The 22,329-nt window shown below is 64.6% G+C and carries 17 protein-coding genes; 3 read left to right on the top strand and 14 right to left on the bottom strand.

Annotated features, from left to right (window positions below):
- Positions 1-64: 64 nt before the first annotated feature.
- Together AAHK20_RS03725 and AAHK20_RS03730 are read right to left on the bottom strand one after the other, a co-directional pair.
- Positions 65-1,588 (bottom strand): sugar ABC transporter ATP-binding protein, encoded by a 1,524-nt coding sequence (locus AAHK20_RS03725; protein ID WP_449180095.1) that lies wholly within the window; start codon positions 1,586-1,588, stop codon positions 65-67.
- Positions 1,585-2,634, bottom strand: a complete 1,050-nt coding sequence (locus AAHK20_RS03730; protein ID WP_449180096.1) for a sugar ABC transporter substrate-binding protein — start codon at positions 2,632-2,634, stop codon at positions 1,585-1,587. Before AAHK20_RS03730 ends, AAHK20_RS03725 begins: the two co-directional genes overlap by 4 nt.
- Positions 2,635-2,895: 261 nt before the next feature.
- Here AAHK20_RS03730 and AAHK20_RS03735 point away from each other — a divergent pair, with 261 nt between their 5' ends.
- Positions 2,896-3,696 (top strand): IclR family transcriptional regulator, encoded by an 801-nt coding sequence (locus AAHK20_RS03735; protein WP_449180577.1) that lies wholly within the window; start codon positions 2,896-2,898, stop codon positions 3,694-3,696.
- A 96-nt stretch (positions 3,697-3,792) separates the two neighbouring features.
- The gene (locus tag AAHK20_RS03740; RefSeq protein WP_449180097.1) at positions 3,793-4,338 is read left to right on the top strand and encodes a hypothetical protein; all 546 of its coding nucleotides are present in this window, start codon (positions 3,793-3,795) and stop codon (positions 4,336-4,338) included.
- A 95-nt stretch (positions 4,339-4,433) separates the two neighbouring features.
- On the opposite strand, the gene AAHK20_RS03745 is transcribed toward AAHK20_RS03740, so the two are convergent.
- A complete protein-coding gene (locus AAHK20_RS03745) occupies positions 4,434-6,929 on the bottom strand; it encodes a bifunctional acetate--CoA ligase family protein/GNAT family N-acetyltransferase (RefSeq protein ID WP_449180098.1) in 2,496 nt (831 codons plus the stop codon).
- Between the two features lie 193 nt (positions 6,930-7,122).
- On the opposite strand from AAHK20_RS03745, the gene AAHK20_RS03750 reads away from it, so the two are divergent.
- Entirely contained in the window at positions 7,123-8,013 is an 891-nt protein-coding gene (locus AAHK20_RS03750; RefSeq protein WP_449180099.1) for a LysR family transcriptional regulator, read from the top strand.
- 40 nt (positions 8,014-8,053) lie between these two features.
- Here AAHK20_RS03750 and cyoD read toward each other — a convergent pair whose 3' ends face one another.
- From cyoD to AAHK20_RS03805, 11 genes are all read right to left on the bottom strand, one after another.
- Complete coding sequence (gene cyoD / locus AAHK20_RS03755; RefSeq protein WP_449180100.1) at positions 8,054-8,389, bottom strand: cytochrome o ubiquinol oxidase subunit IV; 336 nt, start codon at positions 8,387-8,389, stop codon at positions 8,054-8,056.
- Positions 8,390-9,004: a cytochrome o ubiquinol oxidase subunit III gene (gene cyoC / locus AAHK20_RS03760; protein WP_449180101.1), complete on the bottom strand. Its 615-nt coding sequence runs from the start codon at positions 9,002-9,004 to the stop codon at positions 8,390-8,392. It abuts the gene before it with no gap.
- On the bottom strand, positions 9,004-11,040 hold the full coding sequence (gene cyoB, locus AAHK20_RS03765) for a cytochrome o ubiquinol oxidase subunit I (protein WP_449180102.1): 2,037 nt from the start codon (positions 11,038-11,040) through the stop codon (positions 9,004-9,006). The genes cyoC and cyoB overlap by 1 nt, the downstream gene beginning before the upstream one ends.
- A gap of 10 nt (positions 11,041-11,050) precedes the next feature.
- Positions 11,051-11,938 carry a ubiquinol oxidase subunit II gene (gene cyoA / locus AAHK20_RS03770; protein WP_449180103.1) on the bottom strand — a complete coding sequence of 296 codons (888 nt, stop codon included), beginning with the start codon at positions 11,936-11,938 and terminating at the stop codon, positions 11,051-11,053.
- Positions 11,939-12,373: 435 nt separating this feature from the next.
- Positions 12,374-13,975: a peptide chain release factor 3 gene (locus AAHK20_RS03775; RefSeq protein ID WP_449180104.1), complete on the bottom strand. Its 1,602-nt coding sequence runs from the start codon at positions 13,973-13,975 to the stop codon at positions 12,374-12,376.
- Positions 13,976-14,049: 74 nt separating this feature from the next.
- The gene (locus AAHK20_RS03780; protein WP_449180578.1) at positions 14,050-15,171 is read right to left on the bottom strand and encodes a glycosyltransferase family 4 protein; all 1,122 of its coding nucleotides are present in this window, start codon (positions 15,169-15,171) and stop codon (positions 14,050-14,052) included.
- Between the two features lie 95 nt (positions 15,172-15,266).
- Complete coding sequence (locus tag AAHK20_RS03785; RefSeq protein ID WP_449180105.1) at positions 15,267-16,475, bottom strand: glycosyltransferase family 4 protein; 1,209 nt, start codon at positions 16,473-16,475, stop codon at positions 15,267-15,269.
- The gene (locus AAHK20_RS03790) at positions 16,472-17,968 is read right to left on the bottom strand and encodes an O-antigen ligase family protein (protein ID WP_449180106.1); all 1,497 of its coding nucleotides are present in this window, start codon (positions 17,966-17,968) and stop codon (positions 16,472-16,474) included. The genes AAHK20_RS03785 and AAHK20_RS03790 overlap by 4 nt, the downstream gene beginning before the upstream one ends.
- A gap of 12 nt (positions 17,969-17,980) precedes the next feature.
- Complete coding sequence (locus tag AAHK20_RS03795; RefSeq protein WP_449180107.1) at positions 17,981-19,135, bottom strand: glycosyltransferase family 4 protein; 1,155 nt, start codon at positions 19,133-19,135, stop codon at positions 17,981-17,983.
- 17 nt (positions 19,136-19,152) lie between these two features.
- Positions 19,153-20,076: a glycosyltransferase family 2 protein gene (locus tag AAHK20_RS03800; protein ID WP_449180108.1), complete on the bottom strand. Its 924-nt coding sequence runs from the start codon at positions 20,074-20,076 to the stop codon at positions 19,153-19,155.
- 13 nt (positions 20,077-20,089) lie between these two features.
- Positions 20,090-22,324: a polysaccharide biosynthesis tyrosine autokinase gene (locus tag AAHK20_RS03805; RefSeq protein ID WP_449180109.1), complete on the bottom strand. Its 2,235-nt coding sequence runs from the start codon at positions 22,322-22,324 to the stop codon at positions 20,090-20,092.
- Positions 22,325-22,329: the final 5 nt, after the last annotated feature.

Below are 22,329 nucleotides of genomic sequence, written 5' to 3' on the forward strand. Positions count from 1 at the left end.
GCCCCAAGGGAGGCATCCGCCCCCTCGGGGGGCAGCGAACGTAAGTGAGCGTGGGGGTCGTTCATTAATTGACTCCTTCAACGGATGCGATCAGGTCGTTGTCTTGCCAACCGGCGGGGAATTCGGCGGTGACGCGTCCTCGGAACATCACGAGCACGCGATCACAGGTGCGCAAATCGTCGAGTTCGCCGGATACGACGAGCACCGCCTTGCCCTCGTCGCGCACACGATCGACGACCGACAGCAGCGCTTCTTTCGATTTGACGTCGACGCCAGCGGTCGGGTCGATGAGCACCAGCACGTTCGGATCGTTCGCGAGCGCACGCGCCATCACGACCTTCTGCTGATTGCCGCCTGAGAGACCCGACACGACATGCTCGGGCCCTTGCGCGACGATGCCGAGCGAAGCGATCGCGCTACGGCCAAACGCGTGCTTTTTCGCAGGCGGCACGATACCGAGCTTGCCCATGAGACGCGCAATCGTCATCGACGCGTTCTCCGCGATCGATTGCGTGAGCACGAGCCCTTCGTGATGGCGATCCTTCGGCACGCAGCCGACGCCGCGTGCGAGCGCCGCGGGCACGTTGCCGGGCGGCAGCGCGTCGCCGTCGACGCGGATCTCGCCGCGCCGCTGCGCGCGCAGGCCCGCGATCGCTTCGGCGACGCTCGTGCGCCCGCTGCTCGTCGCCCCCGTGAGGCCGACAACTTCGCCGCACTTCACCTCGAACGACACGTCTTCGTAATCGTGGCCGTGGAGCTTCAAGACTTCCAACGCGACCGGCGTATTAGCGGCCAGCGCCGCACGCGACGCCGCATCGGTGACGGCAAGCCCGCCGCGCTCGCCCGTCATCGCTTCGATCAGCTTGTCGCGCGGCATGGCGCTGACCGGCGCGCTGACGATGTGCCGCGCGTCGCGCAGCACCGTCACCGCCTGGCAGATGTCGTAGACCTCTTGCAGATGGTGCGAGATGAAAAGGAAAGTCACGCCCTCGGCCTGCAGCTCGCGAATGCGCGTGAAGAGGCGCTTGATTTCGTCGCCGTCGAGCTGCGCGGTGGGTTCGTCGAGGATGATGAAACGCGCGCCGTACGACAGCGCCCGAGCGATCTCGACAAGCTGCCGCGCCTCCACCGTGAGATCGCCCGCACGCGCATCCTCGCGCACGTCGATCTTCCAGTGCTCGAGCAGCGCACGCGCATCGCGGCGCATCCCTTTCCAATCGATGATGCCGCGCCGCGACGGCTGCCGGTTGACGAACAGATTCTCCGCGACGGTCAGATCGCGAATGATCGTCGAATGCTGATAGACGCACGCGACGCGCTCGCGCCACGCGTCGCGATCCGCGATCGGCGGCGCGGCGACGCCGCCGAACCGCACCTCGCCGACATCGGGCTTGCGCAGGCCGGTGAGGATCGACACCAGCGTCGACTTGCCCGCCCCGTTGCGCCCGACGAGCGCATGCGACTCGCCCGGCATCACGCGCAGGCTCACGTCCTGCAGCGCGGCCGTCGAGCCGAAGCGCTTCGTCACGTTCAGCGCTTCGACCACCGGCGGACGTTCCTGCGCGGCTGGTGTCGTCGGCACGCTCATTTGACCGTGTTGCCCCACAGGTTCTTGTCGTCGACGTTCGCCTTCGTCACGAGCGGCGCGGGCAATTGATCCTCGAGCAAGCCAGGCTGCAACTGAACGATGTTGCTGCCGTGATCGGTCGGGCCCGGCTTGAAGGTCTTGCCCGCGAGCGTCGCCTGGATGTAGTAGAGGCCGTACTTCGCGTAGAGGTCAGCCGGTTGCGAAACCGTCGCGTCGATCTCGCCCTTGCGGATCGCTTCGAACTCCTGCGGGATGCCGTCGTTGCTGACGATCACGATGTGCTTCGCGTGGCCCGCCGGGAACAGCAGCTGCTTGCGGCGCAGTGTCTGCAGCGTCGGCGAGAGATACACGCCGCCCGCCTGCATATAGATCGCTTTGACGTCGGGGTTCGCGGTGAGCAGGCTGTCGAGCGCGGTTGCGGCCACGTCGCCCTTCCAGCTCGCCGGGATTTCGAGCAGCGACAGGCTCGGGTACTGCTTCAGGCACGAGCGGAACGCTTCCGAGCGGTCGCGGCCGTTCACCGATGCGAGGTCGCCCATGATCTGCACGACCTTGCCCGCCTTCACGTGCTCACCGATGTACTTGCACGCCTGCTCGCCGTAGGCGCGGTTGTCGGCGCGCACGACCATCGCGACCTTGCCTTGCGTCGGCGCGACGTCGACGGCCACCACCGGCACGTTCTTCGCCGATGCGGCATCGAGCGCGCGGCTGATCGCCGCCGAATCGAGCGGCCCGACCACGATGCCTTTCGCACCGAGGTTGAGCAGGTTGTTCATGTCGGTGATCTGCTGGGCAGGATCGCCGTTCGAATTGACGGGCGCGAGCACGGGAATGCCCATCTGCTTCGCGTACTGCGTCAGGTAGTTGTTGTACGACTGCCAGAACGGCGACGTGAGAAGCGGCAAGCCCAGACCGACCTTGCCGGTTTCGGCGGCGCGCGCCGGACCGGTCACGGTCAGCGCCGCCACGCACGCTGCGCCGGCACTGAGCGCGAGCATGCCCCGGATAAACCGACGGGCCGCACGCGGCCCTTGGATGAACGTCATTCTTTGTCTCCTGATTGCGTTGTTGAACTGCCTGTAAGACTGTCCTGCGCTTTTTTGTTGTCGATCGTGCCGTCATTCATCAGTGAACGTATTATTCATATACGGACTTTTTGAAGTCAAGGAAGTGCAGCGCACAAAGGCGTCCGTGTTTTCCCTAGCGTCTTACGGGGCGGCATGCCCGTACCCTCATCCGTGCCTGCTACGGGAAGTGCCCGCCACGGAAAAATCAAAGTGAAAACTTCGAGAGAGACCCCGATCACGATGGAACCGGTCACCAAAGAGCAAGAAGAGAAGGACGATAGCGACCGCTACCGCGCCCCCGCGCTCGACAAAGGGCTCGACATCCTCGAATTGCTCGCCGAGCAGAAGGAGGGGCTGACGCGCGCCGAGATCACGAAGCGGCTCGGGCGCAATGCGAGCGAGATGTATCGGATGCTCGAGCGGCTCGTCGCGCGCCAATATGTGGTGCGCTCGGCGGCGGGCGATCGGTATTCGCTGAGCTTGAAGCTGTTTGCGCTCGCGCATCGTCATCCGCCGACGAACCGGCTGATCGCCGAAGCGCTGCCGTTGATGCAGCGCTTCGCGGATGAAGCCGAGCAGTCGTGCCACCTCGCCGTCTACGATCGCGGCAACCTGCTCGTGATCGCGCAGGTGGATGGGCCGGGAACCTGGGGGATGTCGGTGCGGCTAGGGTCGCGGGTCGGGTTGATCGATACGGGGTCGGGGCGCGTGATGCTCGCGTTTCAGACGCGCGAGCACCGCGCGCATATGCTCGCCGAGCATACGAAAGTGAAAGGCGAAGTGACGATCGATGTCGAGGAGTTGGAGAAGGTTTGCGAGCGCGTTCGCAGCGACGGGTATTCGCAGAAGGACAGTCAGCAGATCTTCGGCGTGACGGATGTGACGTTTCCGATCCTCGGGCCGTCGGGGCATGCGCTCGCGGCGATGACGTGCCCGTATTTAAGGCGGATCGATGAGTATGTGGCGCCGTCGATCGAGGCGGTGACGGGGATGTTGAGCGAGACGGTGAAAGGGCTTTCGATGTTGGGGGAGGAGGCGTGAAGATATTCCGGTCGCCATCCGGCCTAGGTTAGAATAGCGCCCCTCTCAAAATCCGCATTCGCCGCCTCCCACGCGGCGGATGCCCCAGCAAAAGCAATGGCGAAACTTCTGACCGATTCCGAATTCCAGCGTTTTTCCGAGCTCCAGCAGAAGCAGGCGAGCTTCACGATCACGACCGAAGAGGCCGACGAGTTGCGCGACATCGTCGCTCGCGCGCAGCAAAAGCGCGACGACCGCGCGGCCGCGATGCAGGCCATCGAAACCTACATCGCCCAGTTCGATATCTCCCCCGAAGAGCTTTTCTCGGCCGAGCAGATCGGCGACGCCGCGCGCACCTTCGGCCTGATTCCCGCTGCGAAGAAAGAGCGTGTGCTGCCGCCGTCGCTGACGTTCAACGGCAAGCCGTATCAGTGGACGTCGCGCGCGCTGCCCGACGAAATCCGCGTGCCGCTCTTCGACGCCTTCAAGGCAGGCCAATCCGTGAAAGACTTCATCGCGACGCCCAAGGACGCGACTCGCAATGCCGCGACGATCGCGCGTCTCGAGCGCGAAACGGGCGCCGTCTACGCGGATGCGTGGCTCGAGGAATTGTCGGTGTCGCGCGCGCAGGTCGACGAGGCCACGGCGAAGCTCGCCGCATAAGTCGCGCGCCGTATTTCAATTGCGCCGCGCATGAACGGCGGTGGCGCGCAGCTAAGGCAACTAGAGCAGCCAAAGCGGAGCGCAACCGCCGTCAGTCAAACCGAAGCGCTCTCCCCGAGCGCAAGGCGCAATCCCACCACGCTCGGATCCTCGGTTCGCGACACCGCGAACCCCAGCGCTTTCGCCAGCCCGATCATCGGCGCATTCTCGGCGAGCACCTCCCCGACGATCCATCGCGTGCCGCGCGAGCGCACGTATTCGATGATCCTCGTCATCAAGAGCCGTCCCAATCCGCGGCTCTTGAGCGCTGAGCGTATCGCGACCGCGAACTCGGCCGCTTCATTGTCCGGGTCCGCGATCGCGCGCACGACGCCGAGCGTGTATTCCGTCCCATTCTCGTCGAAGGCGGTCGCGATCAGCGCCATCTCGCGGTCGTAGTCGATCTGCGTCATGCGCGCGAGCTGCGAATGATCGAACCCGCGTACCGCCCCGAAAAAGCGCAGGCGCAGATCATCGGACGACATCGATTTGATGAACGCGCTGTGCATCGCTTCGTCTTCGGGGCGGATCGGTCGGATCATCATCTGCTCGCCGTGCCAGTAGATGCTCTCCTCGAGACGGCGCGGGTACGGAACGATGGCGAGCCGGCTGCGCTTCGCGGCGACCGTCACGCGCGGCGCGACCAGCACGGCGCGCGTGCGCGTCACGCGCAGCGTCACCTGCAGGCCGGCCACTTCCTTCACGTCGCAGACCGCGTGCGACAACCCCGTCAGCGCGGCCAGCACTGGCTCGATCGACGCCACCGCTCGCGCGTACGGCGAGCGCGACACGACCTCGCGCGACAAAATCGGATTCAGCGGCGGCAGGCTGTATAAGCAAAGCGGCGCCGACAAGCCATCCAAGGACGGCGCGGTGAAGCGGAACACCGGGCCGAAGTTCGCGTCGTCGCGCAATTCGACGGCGAGGTCGACGATCTTGGCGTCGTCGATGACGGCGGCGGTTTCGGGGCAACCGGGCGCGTCGCGCGCCTCGACGATGCCGCCTTCGGTCACGCCGCTTTGGTACGCATGCACGCTAGCGGTCTGCTCCGCGTGCTCGCGCAACACCGTCAAGCCGAAGCATTCGAAAAAGCGCGCCGCCTCCTCGCCCGACAGCTCCGCCTGCCCCTCCTCTACCGCCCGCTTGGCTTGCGCCTGCGCGCAGTCGATCGACTCGGGCACCTGCTCGGGCAAGCCCTCCGGCGTCTGCATCAGCAGCTCACGCGCGAGCCGGTAGTCGACGAGACGCGCGAACGCGCGCGCGAGCCGTTGCGGCGTCGTATGAACGGGGATGCCTTCCGCGTGCAGCGCGTCGCGCGTCGCGTTATCGACGCCGCCAAAGAAGCACGCCAGCAGCCCGCGGTAGGCGAGCTTGTGATTCTCGATCAGCACGCGCGCCACCTCGGCAACGGGCGCACTGTGCGTCGGCGCGTGCACGACGAACGTGGTGCCGGTGTCGCGGTGCGTCGCCAAGGCTTCAAGCGCGCGCCCGAAATGCTCGGGCTTCGCGTCGTCGCCGAGCAGCAGCGGATTGCCGGGCAAAGCGGATGGCGCGTCGCGCGACGACGTCAGATGCGGCAGCGCCTCGGCCACCGCGCGCGCCGCAGCCTCCGGCCATTGCGCAAGCGCGTCGCCGGCCGCGGCGAACGCGTCGGCGGCGAGCGTCGCCACGCCGCGGTCGCTCGTGATCAGCGTGGCCGTCGAGCTCGCCGCCACGCGTCCCACGCCGAGCGTTTCGATTTCGTCGAGCAGATCGTCGAGCGAATGGACGCGCACGATACCGGCACGCTGGAATGCGGAGCTGTAGAGCGCGTCGTCGGCATCCCCGCGCCCCGAGCGCAGCGCGAGCACCGGCTTGTTGCGCGCCGCCGCCCGCGCCGCCGACATGAACTTGCGCGCCGCGCGCACCGTCTCGAGTTCGAGCAGGATCGCGCGCGTGCTCGGGTCGCTCGCGAGGTAGTCGAGCGCGTCGCCGGCGTCGACGTCGGCTTCGTCGCCGAGCGCGATCGCGTGCGAGAAACCGAGCCCGCGCGCGTGCGCCCAGCCGAGCACGGCATTCGTGATCGCGTTCGACTGCGAAACCCAGGCGACGCCGCCCTCCTTCACCGGAAACGGCGAAGCGGCGAAGCGGGCGTTGAACGCCGGCGTGATGACGCCGACGCTGCCCGGCCCGACGATACGCAGCAGATACGGCCGCGCCGCCGCGAGCGTCTGATCGAGCGCGGTGCATTCACCGCGGCTCTTGACCTCGCCGAAGATGATCGCCGCGCGCGAGCCGAGTTTGCCGAGCTTGTGAACGATGGCGGGCCAGGTGGCGGGCGGCGTGCAGATCAGCGCGACGGTGGGCGGCTCCGGCAGATCGTGGACGTCGCCGAATGCGACCAGCCCGCTCAGCTCGGCGTATTTCGGATTGACCGGCCAGACGGGACCCGCGAAGCCGCCTTCGAGGACGCGCGCCCACACCATCGCGCCGAGGCTGCCCGGCCGCAATGAGGCGCCGATCACGGCAACCGATTTCGGCCGAAACAACGCGTCGAGATTGCGAACGGTCATGGATACTCCAAGGTAGAGCCGCGCAAGGCGGCGCGGGGGTCTCGAAAACATCGCTAGCATAGGCGATCGAGCCCCCGCGCGCGACAGGTCCGGAGCGGTCAGTGCGGCTCCGCGTCGCGGCGAAATGTGGGCATAATCGCGGAGTTCCACGCGCCCAACGCGCCATTACAAGTACGACGGAAGGACATAGACCATGCGGCGCTTGCCATCGCTGATTGCGTTGCGCTTTTTCGAAGAGACGGCTCGACATATGAGCTTCAACCGCGCAGCCGCCGCGCTGTGCGTCACGCAAGGCGCCGTGAGCCGCCAAATCAAGATTCTCGAGGATTCGCTCGGCACCAAGCTGTTCGAGCGCGACCACAAAGGCATCCGCCTCACGCCTGCGGGCGCGCAGTTGCTGCCGTGCGTCTCCAACGCCTTCGACACCATCGAAAGCGGCACGCGGCAGCTCGCGTCGATCACCGGACGCAAGCGCCTCGTGCTGTCGGTGCCGCCGACGTTCGCGACGCAGTGGTTCTCGCCGCGGCTCGGGTCGTTGGGGGTGGAACTGCCGGATGTCGAGTTGTCGGTTCGCACCGGCCCCAGCGACGATTGCCATTGCAACGTCCGCTTCGGCCGCGAAGCGTTGCCCGAGGGGCAATCGGAATTACTGATGATCGAACGGCACACGCTGGTGTGCGCGCCCAAGCTCGCGAGCGAATCGCTCGAAACCCTGCTAGAACGCGTACCGGCGCTCCACGTGCTCTACAACGACACGCGGCTCGGCCTGTGGCCGAACTGGCTCGCGCAGGCGCAATTGCCCGCGCGCTACGCGGAAAACGGGATCGAGTTTTCGAATCTGGAACAGGCAATTCACGCCGCGCGCAAGGGCGTCGGGCTTGCGGTCGTCGATCGCAACATGATTACCGAGGAGTTGGTGGACGGCTCGCTGGTCCAGATCTCCGATGTCGAAGTCGAGGGACCGTATGGCTACTGGCTCGATATCGGCGCGAACCATGCGACGCTTGAGCACGTGCAAGCGTTCGCCAGCTGGATGCGTGAGGAAGTGCTGAAAATGTCCGACGCGGACGACGGCACGCACTAGCAAAGCCCGAGGCCAAACACCTCGGGCTTTGCGCTGTGCACTATCGCGCCATCATGTTCATCGCGACGTTATGCATCACCCACACCGTCCCGATGACGAGGATGAGGATACAGAGCACCGAATAGGCAAACGACATCGAATCCCAGCGCTGCTGAGACGACGCCAAGCCCATGTGCAGGAAGTACACGAGATGCACGAGGATCTGCACGATCGCCAGCGCGGTAATCACGATCAGCGACGTGCTCGGCGACAGATAGCCGCCAATCACGAGCCCGAACGCCGCAACGGTCAAAATCACCGACAGCACGAACCCGACGACGTAGCCACGCGGGCTGCCGTGCCCCTCTTCCACTTGAGTTGTATGCGTTTGAGCCATTTAGATCACGCTCGCAAGGTAGACAAAGGAAAACACGCAGATCCACACGATGTCGAGAAAGTGCCAGAAGAGACTGAGGCACGTAAGCCGCGTGATTTCGCGTTGCGTCAGGTTGGGCTTCTTGATGACCTGCACCATGAGCACGGCCATCCAGATCAAGCCGATCGTGACGTGCAAACCGTGCGTGCCGACCAGCGTGAAGAACGCCGAGAAGAACGCGCTGCGCTGCGGACCCGCGCCTTCGTGAATCAGGTGCGCAAACTCTTGCATCTCGAGCACGAGGAACCCGACACCGAGCAGGAACGTGACCGCGAGCCACTTGAGCACGGTGCCGGTCTTGCGTTTGTAGGCGCCGATCATCGCGAAGCCATACGTGATGCTCGACAGCAGCAGCAACGCCGTTTCCAGCGCGACGCCTGGAATATCGAACAAGTCCTTCGCTGTCGGCCCGCCCGCAAACTGATGCCCCAAGACCGCGAACGTCACGAACAACGACGCGAACAGGAAGCAGTCGGTCATCAGGTACAGCCAGAATCCGAACACCGAATGCGACTCGTGGTGGTCGTGGCCGTGGCCCAATTCGCCATGTGCGGCGACAAGGGTTTTCGTCGACATCAGTTGACCTCCGCTTCTTCAAACGCATCGCTGCGTTCTTTTTCCTTTGCCTTGCCCGTGCGCGCACCCGGCAACGAGGCGCGGTACTTGTCCTCGGTCGCCTTGACGACCGCGGCGGGAATGTAATAGCCGTCGTTATCCTGGAAGCTGCGACCGATCACGATTGCGAAGATCGAGAAAAGCCCAACGGCCGCCAGCCACCAGATGTGCCAAACCAAGGCAAAACCGAGCACCAGCGAGGACATGCCGATAAAGAACCCCGCGCTCGTGTTCGACGGCATGTGAATGTCCTGGTAGACGACATCCTTGCCGAGACCACGGCCCGTTTCCTTCATGTGAGCAAACGCGTCGAGTTCGTGAACCGTCGGAATAACCGCGAAGTTGTAGACCGGCGGCGGCGACGACATCGCCCATTCGAGCGTGCGGCCGCCCCACGGGTCGCCCGTCACGTCGCGATATTCCGGCTTCTTGCGGTTGACCACGGCCACCCACACGCTCGCGATCTGGCACACGATGCCGGCCGCGATCAGCACCACGCCGAAAGCCGCAACCATCAGCCACGGATGCCATGCCGGGTTGTCGTAGTGGTTCAGACGCCGCGTCATGCCCATGAAGCCGAGCACGTAGAGCGGCGTGAACGCCACGACAAAGCCCCACAGCCAGAACCAGAACGACGCCTTGCAGAGCTTCTCGTTCAGCTTGAAACCGAACGCTTTCGGGAACCAGTACTGGACGCCCGCCAGATAGCCGAACACCACACCGCCGATGATCGTGTTATGGAAGTGCGCGATCAGGAACACGCTGTTGTGCAGCACGAAGTCCGCGCCCGGAATCGCGAGCATCACACCGGTCATCCCGCCGATCGTGAACGTGATCATGAAGCCGATCGTCCACAGCACGGGCGCCGTAAACTCGATACGCCCGCGGTACATCGTGAACAGCCAGTTGAAAATCTTCACGCCGGTTGGGATGGCGATGATCATCGTCGCGATGCCGAAGAACGCGTTGACGTTGGCGCCGGAACCCATCGTGAAGAAGTGGTGCAGCCACACGAGGAACGACATCACCATGATGGCGCACGTCGCGTACACCATCATCCGATAGCCGAACAGTGGCTTCTTGGCGAACGTCGCGATCACTTCCGAGTAAATGCCGAACGCCGGCAGAACCAGAATGTAGACCTCGGGGTGTCCCCAGGCCCAGATCAGGTTCAGGTACAGCATGACGTTGCCGCCGAGCTCGTTCGTGAAGAAGTGCATGCCTGCGTAGCGGTCGAGGCCGAGCAGCGCCAGCGTCACGGTCAGGATCGGGAACGTTGCCATGATCAGCACGTTCGAGCACAGCGCGGTCCACGTGAACACCGGCATCTTCATGAGCGTCATGCCCGGCGCGCGCATCTTGATGATGGTCACGAAGAAGTTGACCGCGGTAATCAGCGTGCCGACACCCGAGAGCTGCAAGCTCCATATGTAGTAGTCGACCCCGACGCCCGGACTGTACGCGAGCTCCGACAATGGCGGATACGCGAGCCAACCCGTCTTCGCGAATTCGCCGACCACCAGCGACACGTTGATCAGAATCGCGCTGATCGCCGTCATCCAAAACGACAGCGAGTTCAGGAACGGGAAGGCCACGTCGCGCGCGCCGACCTGCAGCGGCACGATCAGGTTGAACAGACCCACCATCAACGCCATCGCCATGAAGAAGATCATGATGACGCCGTGCGCCGTGAAGATCTGATCGTAGTGATGAGGCGGCAGATAGCCGGGGCCGTCGAAGGCCATCGCCTGCTGCAAGCGCATCATGACCGCGTCGGCGAAGCCGCGCACCAGCATCAGCGTGGCGACTACGATGTACATGACGCCGATCCGCTTGTGGTCGACGCTCGTCAGCCACTCGGTCCAAAGATATTTCCACTTGCCGAAATAGGTGATCGCGCCACCCACTGCCAGCACCAGGATCGCCATGAAGCCCGCCGCGCCCATGATGATGGGCTCGTGGTATGGGATCGCGTCGAGTGTCAGTTTTCCGAACATCTCGTTACCCCTACAGGATTCGGCACACGTTCCCCGACATGTCGAGGTAGTGGCCGTTGTTGTACTTCGCCATGATCTTGTGGAACAGCTCCGGATCGCTCGACGAGAAATAGCGCACCGGATTCTTCTCGCTCGGCTTCGCCACGGCGTAGTAGGTATCCATGTCGAGCCGCTCGCTCGACGCCTTGACCTTCTGCACCCACCCCTTGAACTCCTCGGGGGACACGGCAAGCGCACGGAATTTCATGTCCGAGAAGCCTTCGCCGCTGTAGTTCGCCGAGATGCCCGCGTAGTCGCCCGCGTGGTCGGCGATCAGATGCAGCTTCGTCTGCATGCCGGCCATCGCGTAAATCTGGCTGCCCAGCTGCGGGATGAAGAACGAGTTCATCACCGCATCCGACGTGATGCGGAAATTGACTGGCGTGCCGACCGGAAATGCGATCTGGTTGACCGTCGCGATGCCGTACTCCGGATACACGAAGAGCCATTTCCAGTCGAGCGCGACGACCTGAATTTCGATTGGCTTGACCTCCGATTCGATCGGCTTGTACGGATCGAGCTCGTGCGAGGTTTTCCAGGTCAGGACGGCGAGGAAAAGAATGATGAGCGTGGGGATGGTCCAGACCACGACTTCGATCGCCGTGGAGTGCGCCCACTTCGGCGCATAGGTTGCCTTCCGATTCGACGCGCGGTAGCGCCACGCGAACACCAGCGTCAGAATGATCACTGGTATGACGACGATCAGCATCGCAAACGTTGCCGTTCCGATCAGCGATTTCTCCGCCACGCCGATGCTGCCCTTCGGGTCGAGCACTTCGAGATTGCTGCAGCCGGCCAACAACATGACCAGTCCGATCTCGAAGGGCACTAACCACCTTCTAATGGTTTTTCTATCCATACCTTAGCCCGGTTTATTGAACCACCCTGGTTGCTCCTTGGCATTCCTCAACGCAATGACCCACCCTGGAATGCGACCGGGATTGTAGGTAGAGTCCTTTAGGGCGTCCGTGATCTTTCTCAAACAAAGCGCATAAAGCGCTTAAGTTTGCGGAACGGTCGCGGGGAATGCTGGATGGAAGCGGGTTTGACGGGACGGCGGCGATCGAAACGCGGCGGTATGTCGCAGCAAAAAGCTATGTTTTTTGCGTCGCTTGCGGCTTGGCCTAACGGGGCGGCCCGGACGCGATTGAACACGCGATCACAATCAGTGGCCGCGAAGTCTGAAGAAGATGACGATTAGGAAATATCTGAAGCGGAACTGCGGCAGCAATGGACCGGCGGCTTCAGACTCGTCCCAAACGAAACGAGCGGAGCCGAGCCGCCGGCCGGCGCATCACATGCTTTTTCTGAACGGCGCGCCCGAGTGCTCGCGCAACTCGTTGAAGACGATCTTCGGCCACGCCTTCTGCGCGACCTCGATCTCCGAAATGTGCGATGCGAGGTAAGTTGGCGCATTCGACGCGTCGAGCGCAATGCGCACCGCGTAGGCGTCCATGAAGCGGCGCAGTTCGCCCGCGTCGTCGCAGGTGACCCAGCGCGACATCCGGTAGCGCGCCGGCATGATCCGCACGTCGACCTTGTACTCGGCGGAAAGCCGGTGCGACACCACCTCGAATTGCAGCTGCCCCACCGCGCCGAGAATCGTCAGGCCGCCGTGCGCCGGGCGGAACACCTGAATCGCGCCCTCCTCGCCCAACTGCTTCAGCGCTTCGCCGAGTTGCTTCGCGCGCATCGGATCGACCACCTCGATGGTCTGGAAGATTTCCGGCGCGAAGAACGGCAGGCCGACGAATTGCAGCATCTCGCCTTCGGTCAGCGTATCGCCGAGGCTCAGCGTGCCGTGGTTGGGGATGCCGATGATGTCGCCGGGATAGGCTTCGCTCACGGTTTCGCGCCGCTGCGACAGGAACGTCACGACGTTGTTCGCGCGGAACGTCTTGCCCGAGCGCGACACCTTGAGCGCCATGCCGCGCTCGAAACGGCCCGAGCACACGCGAATGAACGCGACGCGATCGCGGTGCGCCAGATCCATGTTCGCCTGCACCTTGAACACGACGCCCGTGAATTTCGGCTCGTCCGGCTGCACCGGACGCTGGACCGCCATGCGCATCGACGGCGGCGGCGCAAGGTCGACGAGCGCGTCGAGAATTTCCTTCACGCCGAAGTTGTTGATCGCCGAGCCGAACAGCACGGGCGACTGGTCGCCGGCGAGGAACGCTTCGCGGTCGAACGTCGGCGTCGCGCCCGAGATCAGCTCGACCTCTTCCATCGCCTTCTTCCAGGGAAAGCCGAAGCGCTGCTCGCATTCCTCGTTGCCGCTGCCTTGCAGCGTCTCGACGGCGCCGCCCAGCGAATCCTGACCCGCGCGGAACACGCGCACCTGATCGCGCTGAACGTCATAGACGCCATGGAATTCCTTGCCCATGCCGATCGGCCAGGTGAACGGCACGGCCGAGACGCCCAGGTGCTGCTCGATCTCGTCGAGCAGGTCGAGCGGCTCGCGCACTTCTCGGTCGAGCTTGTTGATGAACGTGACGATCGGCGTGCGGCGGCTGCGGCAGACTTCGAGCAGCTTGAGCGTCTGCGCTTCGACGCCGTTCGCGCCGTCGATCACCATCACGGCGGCGTCGACCGCGGTCAGCACGCGGTAGGTGTCTTCCGAGAAGTCTTCGTGGCCGGGGGTGTCGAGCAGGTTGATGACGGCGTCGCCGTATTCGAACTGCATCACCGAGCTCGCGACCGAAATGCCGCGCTGCTTTTCGATCTCCATCCAGTCGGAGGTCGCGTAGCGGCCGCTCTTGCGGCCCTTGACGGTGCCCGCGATCTGAATCGCGCCCGAGAACAGCAGGAGCTTCTCGGTCAGCGTCGTTTTACCGGCGTCCGGGTGGGAGATGACCGCGAACGTGCGGCGGCGCTTGAGTTCAGATACGGGCATTTTGGTCGGCGAATCAGGGGGTTACGAGCAACCCGCAATGATACACGGAGTTGGTCGCGCCCCTATTCTCGACATCACCCCGCCGCAATCGCCTCCGAATAAACCTGCGCCACGCGCCGTGCAATCACCGCGTTGTCGAAGTTATCGCGCGCATAAGCATGGCACGTCTGCGCGTCGGGCAGCTTGATCGCGCCGTCCAGCACCGCTCCGACGCCTTCCGCGATCGCGTCGGACCCCGTCGAGCGCAGCACGAGGTCCTTCGACAACCCCGCCACCGCCTCCGGCAAGCCGCCTACCGGCGTCACCAGCACCGGCGTGCCCGCCGCGAGCGATTCGACCGTAATCAAGCCGAAGCCTTCCAACGCCACCGTCGGCACGACGCTGATCGTCGCGGCGCGGTACAGGGCCGCCAGATGCTCATCAGGTACGAAGCCGAGCAACTTCACGTTGTCCTGAAGCCCGCTCGCATCGATACGCGCCTGCAGCTCATCTTGCAGCCGCCCTTTTCCGGCAATCAACAGCAAGACGTCAGGGTGACGCGCTTTCACCACCTTGATCGCTTCGATCAAATCCTCGAGCCCCATGCGCTTCACGAGCCGCCGCACCGCCAGCACAATCGGCCGGTCCTGCGGCAGTTGCAAACGCCGGCGCGCCTCGCGCTTCGTGATATCCAAGTCGAACTGCGCGACGTTCACGCAGCCCGGCACCACCCGAATACGGTCCTGCGGAATGCCATAGCGCGAATGCAGAATCTGCCCGAACGCGTCCGACAGCACGATCAGCCGCGACGAGCGCGCGTACACCTTGCGCTCGAGAAAGTGCTTCGCGCGCTGCCCGAGCGAATCGGCGCCTTCAACGTGGCTCTCGTCCGCCCACGGCCCCTGGAAATGCGACACCTGCGGAATGCCGCGCAGCACGTCGAGGCCGGGGAACGTATAAAGCGCGAAGTGCGACGAGATCACATCCGGCCGCTCGGCACGCACGACGTTCGCCAGCATCTTGCGCGCCGCCATCAGGCGCAGCGGCAGCGAACGCGCGGCCGAGCCGAAGCCCTGGATCGCGCCGCCCGTATCGGCGGCCACGCGCGGCGAGCCCGCCACCATCCCGCGCACGGCGACGCCCGCCCCAGGCAGCGCGCCGACGAGCGAGTAATACATGCGGTCGAGGCCGCCCGCGCGCTCCGGAAACCAGTGCATGCCGATTTGCAGCGACTTGATCTGGCGCGGCGGGCGGCCTGCGGGGGCTGCATCCGATGCGCGAAAGGAAAGGACTTGTGCGGCAGCCGCTTTGTTCATGATTGTTTCGCTCCTTCGTTGGACACAAACGGCGCCGGTGCGAGTGTCGCATTCGTGCGCGCGGGCACCTCGCCCTTCGCGTCCGCCATCTGCCGATACAGCGCGATGTATTGCATCGCCATGCGCGACCAGCCGAAATCGCGCGCGAGGCGGCTCGCGGCGGCCCCCATGGCGCAGCGCGTGCGGTCGTCGGCGGCGAGGCCTGCGATGGCGTTCGCGAGTGCTGGCGCGTCGTCGGGATCGTCGAGCACGATGCCGCATTCGGTCGTGATGATCTCGGCGCCGCCCGCCGTGCGCGCGGTCACGACCGGCAAGCCCGCCGCCATCGCTTCGAGCAGCGACAAGCTCATCGCCTCGTAGCGCGACGGAAACACGAACGCATCGACCGAGTGCATCAACGCCGGCATCTCCTTCACGAGCCCGAGGAAATGCACGCGCGATTCGATCTTCAAGGCACGCGCCTGGTCCGGATACGGGCTGCCCGGCAGATAGCCCGCCACCGCAATATGAACGTGCTGGGGCAAGCGCGTGAGCGCCTGCAGCACCGTGCCGAGGTTCTTGCGCGGCGTGCGCAAATCGCCGACGAACAGCAGCAGAAACGCGTCCTGCGGCAAGCCGAACTTGCGGCGGTCGCCGAGCGCCGCGGCGAACGTCTCGGTATCGACGCCGTTGTAAATCACGCCGACCTTCTGCGCGGGCACGCCGGTATTGCGGATCTCGGCGGCGACCTTCTGCGAGACGGCGGTGACCATGCGCGAGCGGTTATAGGCCCAGCGTTCGAGCCGCGAGTTGATCGCCGTATAGACGAACTGATAAGCCGACCACGGCCCCTTCGCCAATCCGAACGGGTAGTACGGGCTCGCGAACCAGCCGCCGTGCACGAAGTGCGCGGTGTTCACGTCGGCATGCGCCCACGAGATGAAGCCGTTCACATGCAGCACGTCGTATTCGTCGCGATGCTTCTTGAGCCACAGCGCGCTCTTCAACGCGAACACCTGCTGGCGCAGCAGATTCGACGGCCAGCCGCGGCCGATGCGGATCGGCACCCAGCGCACGCGCGGATTCGCGAGCAATTCCGGCGCGACGTGCGAAGCGACCAGTGTCACCGAGATATTTTCTTCGAGCGCGGCGCGCGCGATTTCGTAGTTGACGCGGCCTTGTCCGTCGTTATGACGTACCACGTGCGTAACAATGGCGACTCTCAATTTGACAGACTCCCCCGTAAAAGCCGCCGGCGCTGGATCTTCTGCCAGTGCGCGGCGGACAGCAGCAAGAACACGCTCATGAACAACAGCAGGCCGCCGGTGCCGACGAGCGAATTGGTGAAGACGAGCATCGCGAACACCGCGAGCGCGAGGCTCAGGCATGCGCCGGCGAACTTGTCGTCGCCGAGCGCGAACGACGCGCGCACCGCGCGCGCCAGCAGCCAGACGATGCCCGAGAGATAGAGCAGCGTGCCGGGCCAGCCGAGCACGAACGGAATGTTCATCACGCCGCTGTCGAAGCTGCCGTATTTGCCGAGCTCGCCGCTGTCGCTCGATAGTTTCGTCGACGAGCCCGTGGCGCCCATGCCTTCGCCGGAGACGTCGGTGAAGGCCGTTTGCGCGAACGTCGCGTAGAACTGGTTGCGCGCTTCGTAGCTCTGGTCGTCGTGCAGGTTGCCGACGCTCTGCAGACGCGTCGCCAGGCGGTCCGCGACGGGTCCCACCGCGAGCAGCGGCACGCACAATCCGGCGAGCAGGATGGCGCTCATGATGATCCGCACGCGCACTCGGTTGCTCGATTTCGCGAGCTGGATCACCACCGCGATCACCCAGCCACCCCACGTCGAGCGCACGAGGCACAAGCAGAACGAGATGAAGCCCGCGGCCCCCGCGAGCCAGCGAATCCGCTGCGCGGCGGCGAGCATGAAGATGAGCGAGCCCATCATCGCGAACGCGAACGGCCCCGACGAATTCATCGTGCTGAACACGCGCACGCCGAACGGCACGGGGTCGCCTTGCGAGTTCATCTGCGAGCCGAGCATCCAGAGCGCGTCCCACGGCGGCATGATGAAGAACTGCACCATGCCGTAGAGGCCCATGATCAGCATCCCCCACACGAACGCCGAGAGAATCGCCTCGCGATACTGCGGATAGTTGCGCGAGTCGGCCATGATGTGAAAGCCGATCAGGATCGGATAGAGCCAGTTCGCCAAATCGTAGAGAGCCGCGAGCGGCCCGCTCGACACCACGCCGACGAGGAACGCATACGTGAGGCCGAGCAGGACCAGGAGCACCGGCAAGCCGCGCCGCTGCGCGAGGATGCGGTAGTGGCGCAGGAGCGTGAGGCCGGAGAGCATCGTCACGGCGAGCGGCGCGATCTGGATCAGGCTCGTCGGCGTGAAGGCGCCCTTCGCGAAGTCGGCGAGACGCCGCACTTCAGGGCTCAGGAACCACATCCACCACATGAAGCCGACATAGCGCGCGGGGCTCTTGAAGTAGAGCCAGATGCCCGCCATCGTCGCGAGCACCGGGAACGCGAGCGTGAGTACCGTGCCCTGGTGCGCGACGATCAAGAGGAGCGTGATGAACCACAGGATCGCCTGCGCCGCCCAATGCTTCGGTTCGGTGCTGAAGAGACCGCTCTTCGCGCGTTTCGCGCTTTTCGCTTCGTCGGGTGAGGCTCCGAAGTTGCGTGCGAGGTTGGGTGTACTCATGCGGTGCGGACCTTAGCGACGCTCGACCGGCACGGCACGCTCGGCGATCGCTAGATCGCTTGCGCTGTTACGCCGGCGCGCGGCCGAAGCGCCGCGCTCGCCCAACATCGCCCGCGTGATCTGCACGTGCTGCTGCGCGAAATGCTGCGTTGTCAGGCGGCGCGCGCTCAATTGCGCGCCGGCCGCCCACGCTCGGCGCAGCGTGGCCTCGGGATGCGCAGCGAGATCGTCAGCGGCGCGGCGCAATGCGATGGGGTCGTGCGGCGCAATGTAGGTGACCTGCTGCGCGGTGAAATAGTCGCGCAGGCCGCCCACGTCCGATGCGATCACCGGCTTGCCGAGCGCCGCCGCTTCCAGCACGACCGTGATGCCGGACGCGTGATAGTTCGGCCGCAGCGGCACCACGACGATATCGGCCCAGTCGTACAACTCGCGCTGCTTCGCCAGCCCGGAAGCAGGCGCGATCTGCACGTTCGATGCATGCAGCGCCTTCGGGATCTTGCGGCGCGTCGCAAGCCGCACTGTATAGCGCGAATCGTTGCCGAACGCTTTGACGAGCGTGGTCCAGTCGCGGTCGCGATCGTTGCCGATCGCCGCGATCCGCAGCGGCGTATGCGGCTGCCACGCGTGCGGCTCGGCAAGCGGAAAGTCCGTCGTGTTCAGGCCGTAGTAAACGTGGATCGCGTCGCGCTTCAAGAAGCGGCGGCACAGCTCGGCGTTGTCGCGCGCGAGCGTGGTCAGCACGTCGGCGCGCGCGAGCAGCTTGCGATAGAACCAGCGGCGCAGCGCGCCATAGTCGCGCCATTTGTCAAAGAGCCACACGCTTTGCGCGAGCAGCAAGGGCTTCCTGCCGCGCTCGCCGGCCAGCAGCAGCACGAGCGCGACGGCCAGATGCTCCGCTTCGGTGTGCGTCCAGATCACATCCGAGCGCAGAATTTCGTCGCGATTTCGCAGCGTGTGGATCAGATCGAAGCCGAGCATCAGCTTGAGCGCGCGGCGTGCGAGGCTCATGGGCTTGCTTTCCTTCGCGTCGCGCGAGTACGTCAGCGCGAACTCGTCCGACTCCGCGTGGTGATAGCCGTACAGACAGCCGAAGTCTTCACCCTTGCGGTAGACGCGCGGGTCGGCGCCGTAAAAGAGGTGCACGTGCACTTTGGTGGCTTGCATGCTTGAGCTCCGATCGGTCACGAGGTCGCCCGTCGCGCGTCTTGTGCGCCGAGGCGCACCGCGCGCCAGCGCGAGCGGACCGTCGCGCCATCCTTCGAGGTGGCCGACAGCACCGCGTGTACGAGCCCCGGATAGACGCGCGTGCCGACCAGCGTGTACCACCACCATGCGGTCTCGCGCTTGATCGGCGGCAGATGCTCGCGCAGCACGAGATGCAGGTTGTAGGCGGCATTGCGCACGGCGGCCATCGTCTGCACGTCGCGCTTGTTGTCGTCGAAACGTTCGGCCGGGTAGTGATCGACGGCCACGTGCGGGTCGTACACGAGCTTCCAGCCCGCGCGCTTCACGCCCATGCTGAACGCCATGTCGTTGTGAACCTGCGCGCCCGCGCCGCGCAGACGCTCGTCAAACCGCAAACCGGCGATCGCCGCGCGGCGGTAGCTCATGTTCGCGCCCTTGAGCATGTCGACTTCGCGCGCTGCACCCACGCCGAGATGGTGATTGCCGATGATCTTGCCCGACGGCAGGATCTTGCCGACCTGATCGCGCTCGCCGTCGAGCACGCGGCCTCGTTCATGCACCCAGTCGCGTCCGCCGAGCGCGCCGAGCTTCGGGTCCAGCTTGAACGCGGCGGCGATGCGCTGCAGCCAGTCGGGGCGCGGCGCGGCGTCGTCGTCGGTGATCGCGATCACGTCGCCCGACGCCGCGTCGAGGCCGCGATTGAGCGCCGCGACCTGCCCCGGCACTTCGATCAGCGCCACGCGCAGCGGAAGATTGCCGCGCACCGCGGGGTCGGCGAGCCGCTCATGCGTCGCGTCATCCTCGGGGCGCGCGACGACGATCACTTCATCCGGCTTCTTCATCTGCCGCTGCAGCGCGATCAGGCAGCGCGCGAGATCGGCGGGCCGGCGGTAGGTCGGTACCAGTACGGATACTTTCATGCGCTCCCCTCGTTCAGGCAGTCAGATATTCCTGCACGGCTGCATAGCCCGCGCGACCGTAGCCACGGTTGACTTGCGGCATCGCGTTGAAGATGCCGCCTTGCACTTGAATGCCCGCCGAGCGCAGACGCTTGAGCGAATCGGTGATCTCGACTTCGTTGTGCATGCCCGAGCGCAGCACGAGGAAGGTCGAGCCGGCCAGCTCCGCGATGATCGAGGCATCGGTGACGGCAAGCACCGGCGGCGTATCGATGAAGATCACGTCATAGCGCTTGCTCAAGCCGTCCAGATAGGTCTGCAGGCGCGGCGACATCAGCAGCTCTGACGGATTCGGCGGACGCGAGCCGCTCGCGACGAAATCGAGGCCTGTCACGACGGTCGGACGAATCGCTTCCTCCAGCGAGATCTGTCCGCTCAGCAATTCGGACAAACCGCTGTCGCGCTGACCGCCGATATAGCGCTCAAGCGAGCCGCGCCGCATGTCGCCGTCGATCAACAGCACACGCTTGCCGGAATTCGCGAGCAGCACCGCGAGATTCACGGTCAGGAAGCTCTTGCCGATGCCAGGCGAGGGACCCGTCAGCACCGTGACCTTGTTCTTCGCATCCATCAGCGTGAACTGCATCGAGGTGCGCAGACTGCGCAGGCTTTCGACACAGACATCCTTCGGCCGCAAGAGCGCGAGGATCGGCCGGTCGACGCGATTCATGCGCTCGTTCTGCAGTTCGAGCTTGACGAGTTCCTGGCTCAGCGGCACGAGACCATAGAGCGGCAGGCCGAAGTTGCGCTCGACGCGCTCCGGATCGTCGATACCCGCAAACAGGTTCTTGCGCAGGAACACGACGCCCGTACCGACGATGAGCCCCAGAAACACCGCCGCCGACAAGATCAGCACCTTCTTCGGCTTGACCGGCTCGCCGGGACGCAGCGCGGGGTCGACCAGATGCACGTTGCCGCCGGTGCCCGCCTTCTGCACGGAGAGCTCCTGCACGCGATTGAGCAGCAGCACGTAGATGTCTTCGGCGACCTTCGCATCGCGCTGCAGCGCCACCGCCTTCACTTCCGAAGCGGGCAAGTCGCGGAAGCGGTCGGAGAACTTCTGCTGCTCGCCTTGGAGTTGCGCAAGCTGCTGTTTCGCGGTCTGCATGACCGGGTTCTCATTGCCGTAGCGCTGCTCCATCGACGCGATCTGCAGCCGCAATGCCGCGATCTGCTGCTCGTACTGAATGCTGCCTTCGAGGTAGACCTTCGCTTCGTCGCTAGCGTTGATCGAGCCCGACTGTTGCTGATATTGCGTGAGCGCAGCCTCGGCGCGTTCGAGATCGGACTTCAGACGCGGCTCTTCGCTTTGCAGGAAGGTCAGCATCTTGCTCGCCTCTTCCTGCTTGCTCGCGATGTGCTGGCGCAGGTACGACTGCGCGAGCGCATTGGCGATTTCCGCGGCACGCGCCGGGTCTTTGTCTTCGAGCGAGATTTGGATGACGCCCGTCTGCTTGCCTTGCTCGGTCACCGTGATCGCGGATTGGAACGCCGTGATCGCATCCAGATCGTTCGCGCGCATCACCTTGAATTGCGTGCCGGGACGCGCGACGAGCTGATTGACCGTGATCGTCACGCCGTTGCCCTTCTCCTGCTCGCCGACGCGGCCGCGCAACAGCAACTCGCCGTCGGAGGCCTGCAGCGAGTATTGGCCGTCGCCGAGCGCGGTCATCGTGAGCTTTTGGTTTTCGAGCGACGGCGTCACTTCGATCGAATCGACGTCGGCGATTTCGCCGCCCCATGCATACGACGCGAGGCCGAGCCACGGCTTGCCCGGTTTGCCCGGTTCGGCCACATGCGCGGCGATGCTGCCCAGCAGCGGAATCGTCTTCGGCGTCACCGAGAAATTCAGCTTGCACTGCGTGACCACCGGCGCAACCACGCCGCGGCTCTTGATGATTTCGATTTCCGCGTCGGTGGGCAGCGTCTGCGAGCCGCTGTTGATGACCGCGCCCGTCTGCGTTTGCGTGAGCGCTTGCGAGTTATTGTCGCCCGTCTCCACGCGCACGTGCGCGTCGGCCGAGTAGATCGGCTTGGCGAGATAGCAGTACAGCGCAGCCATCACGACGATCGTGAGCGCGATGCCGATGAGCCACCACACGTCGTCGAGAATCACCTGCAGCAACTGACCGAGGACGAGGTCCTCCTCCTCGGTCTTGATCGCCGCGAGGGGGGCGTTATGGGTATGTGTGCTCAAACTTGTGCTCATGCTTC

It is taken from the genome of Trinickia camelliae, from assembly GCF_053525655.1.

Coding starts and splice junctions, on each gene's coding strand:
- AAHK20_RS03790 (WP_449180106.1), bottom strand. CDS start 17,968: ATGAGTACACCCAACCTCGCACGCAACTTCGGAGCCTCACCCGACGAA.
- cyoD (WP_449180100.1), bottom strand. CDS start 8,389: ATGGCTCAAACGCATACAACTCAAGTGGAAGAGGGGCACGGCAGCCCG.
- AAHK20_RS03800 (WP_449180108.1), bottom strand. CDS start 20,076: ATGAAAGTATCCGTACTGGTACCGACCTACCGCCGGCCCGCCGATCTC.
- AAHK20_RS03805 (WP_449180109.1), bottom strand. CDS start 22,324: ATGAGCACAAGTTTGAGCACACATACCCATAACGCCCCCCTCGCGGCG.
- AAHK20_RS03750 (WP_449180099.1), top strand. CDS start 7,123: ATGCGGCGCTTGCCATCGCTGATTGCGTTGCGCTTTTTCGAAGAGACG.
- AAHK20_RS03740 (WP_449180097.1), top strand. CDS start 3,793: ATGGCGAAACTTCTGACCGATTCCGAATTCCAGCGTTTTTCCGAGCTC.
- cyoB (WP_449180102.1), bottom strand. CDS start 11,040: ATGTTCGGAAAACTGACACTCGACGCGATCCCATACCACGAGCCCATC.
- cyoC (WP_449180101.1), bottom strand. CDS start 9,004: ATGTCGACGAAAACCCTTGTCGCCGCACATGGCGAATTGGGCCACGGC.
- AAHK20_RS03780 (WP_449180578.1), bottom strand. CDS start 15,171: ATGCACTGGTTTCCGGAGCGCGCGGGCGGCCTCGACCGCATGTATTAC.
- cyoA (WP_449180103.1), bottom strand. CDS start 11,938: ATGGATAGAAAAACCATTAGAAGGTGGTTAGTGCCCTTCGAGATCGGA.
- AAHK20_RS03795 (WP_449180107.1), bottom strand. CDS start 19,135: ATGCAAGCCACCAAAGTGCACGTGCACCTCTTTTACGGCGCCGACCCG.
- AAHK20_RS03775 (WP_449180104.1), bottom strand. CDS start 13,975: ATGCCCGTATCTGAACTCAAGCGCCGCCGCACGTTCGCGGTCATCTCC.
- AAHK20_RS03725 (WP_449180095.1), bottom strand. CDS start 1,588: ATGAGCGTGCCGACGACACCAGCCGCGCAGGAACGTCCGCCGGTGGTC.
- AAHK20_RS03730 (WP_449180096.1), bottom strand. CDS start 2,634: ATGACGTTCATCCAAGGGCCGCGTGCGGCCCGTCGGTTTATCCGGGGC.
- AAHK20_RS03745 (WP_449180098.1), bottom strand. CDS start 6,929: ATGACCGTTCGCAATCTCGACGCGTTGTTTCGGCCGAAATCGGTTGCC.
- AAHK20_RS03735 (WP_449180577.1), top strand. CDS start 2,896: ATGGAACCGGTCACCAAAGAGCAAGAAGAGAAGGACGATAGCGACCGC.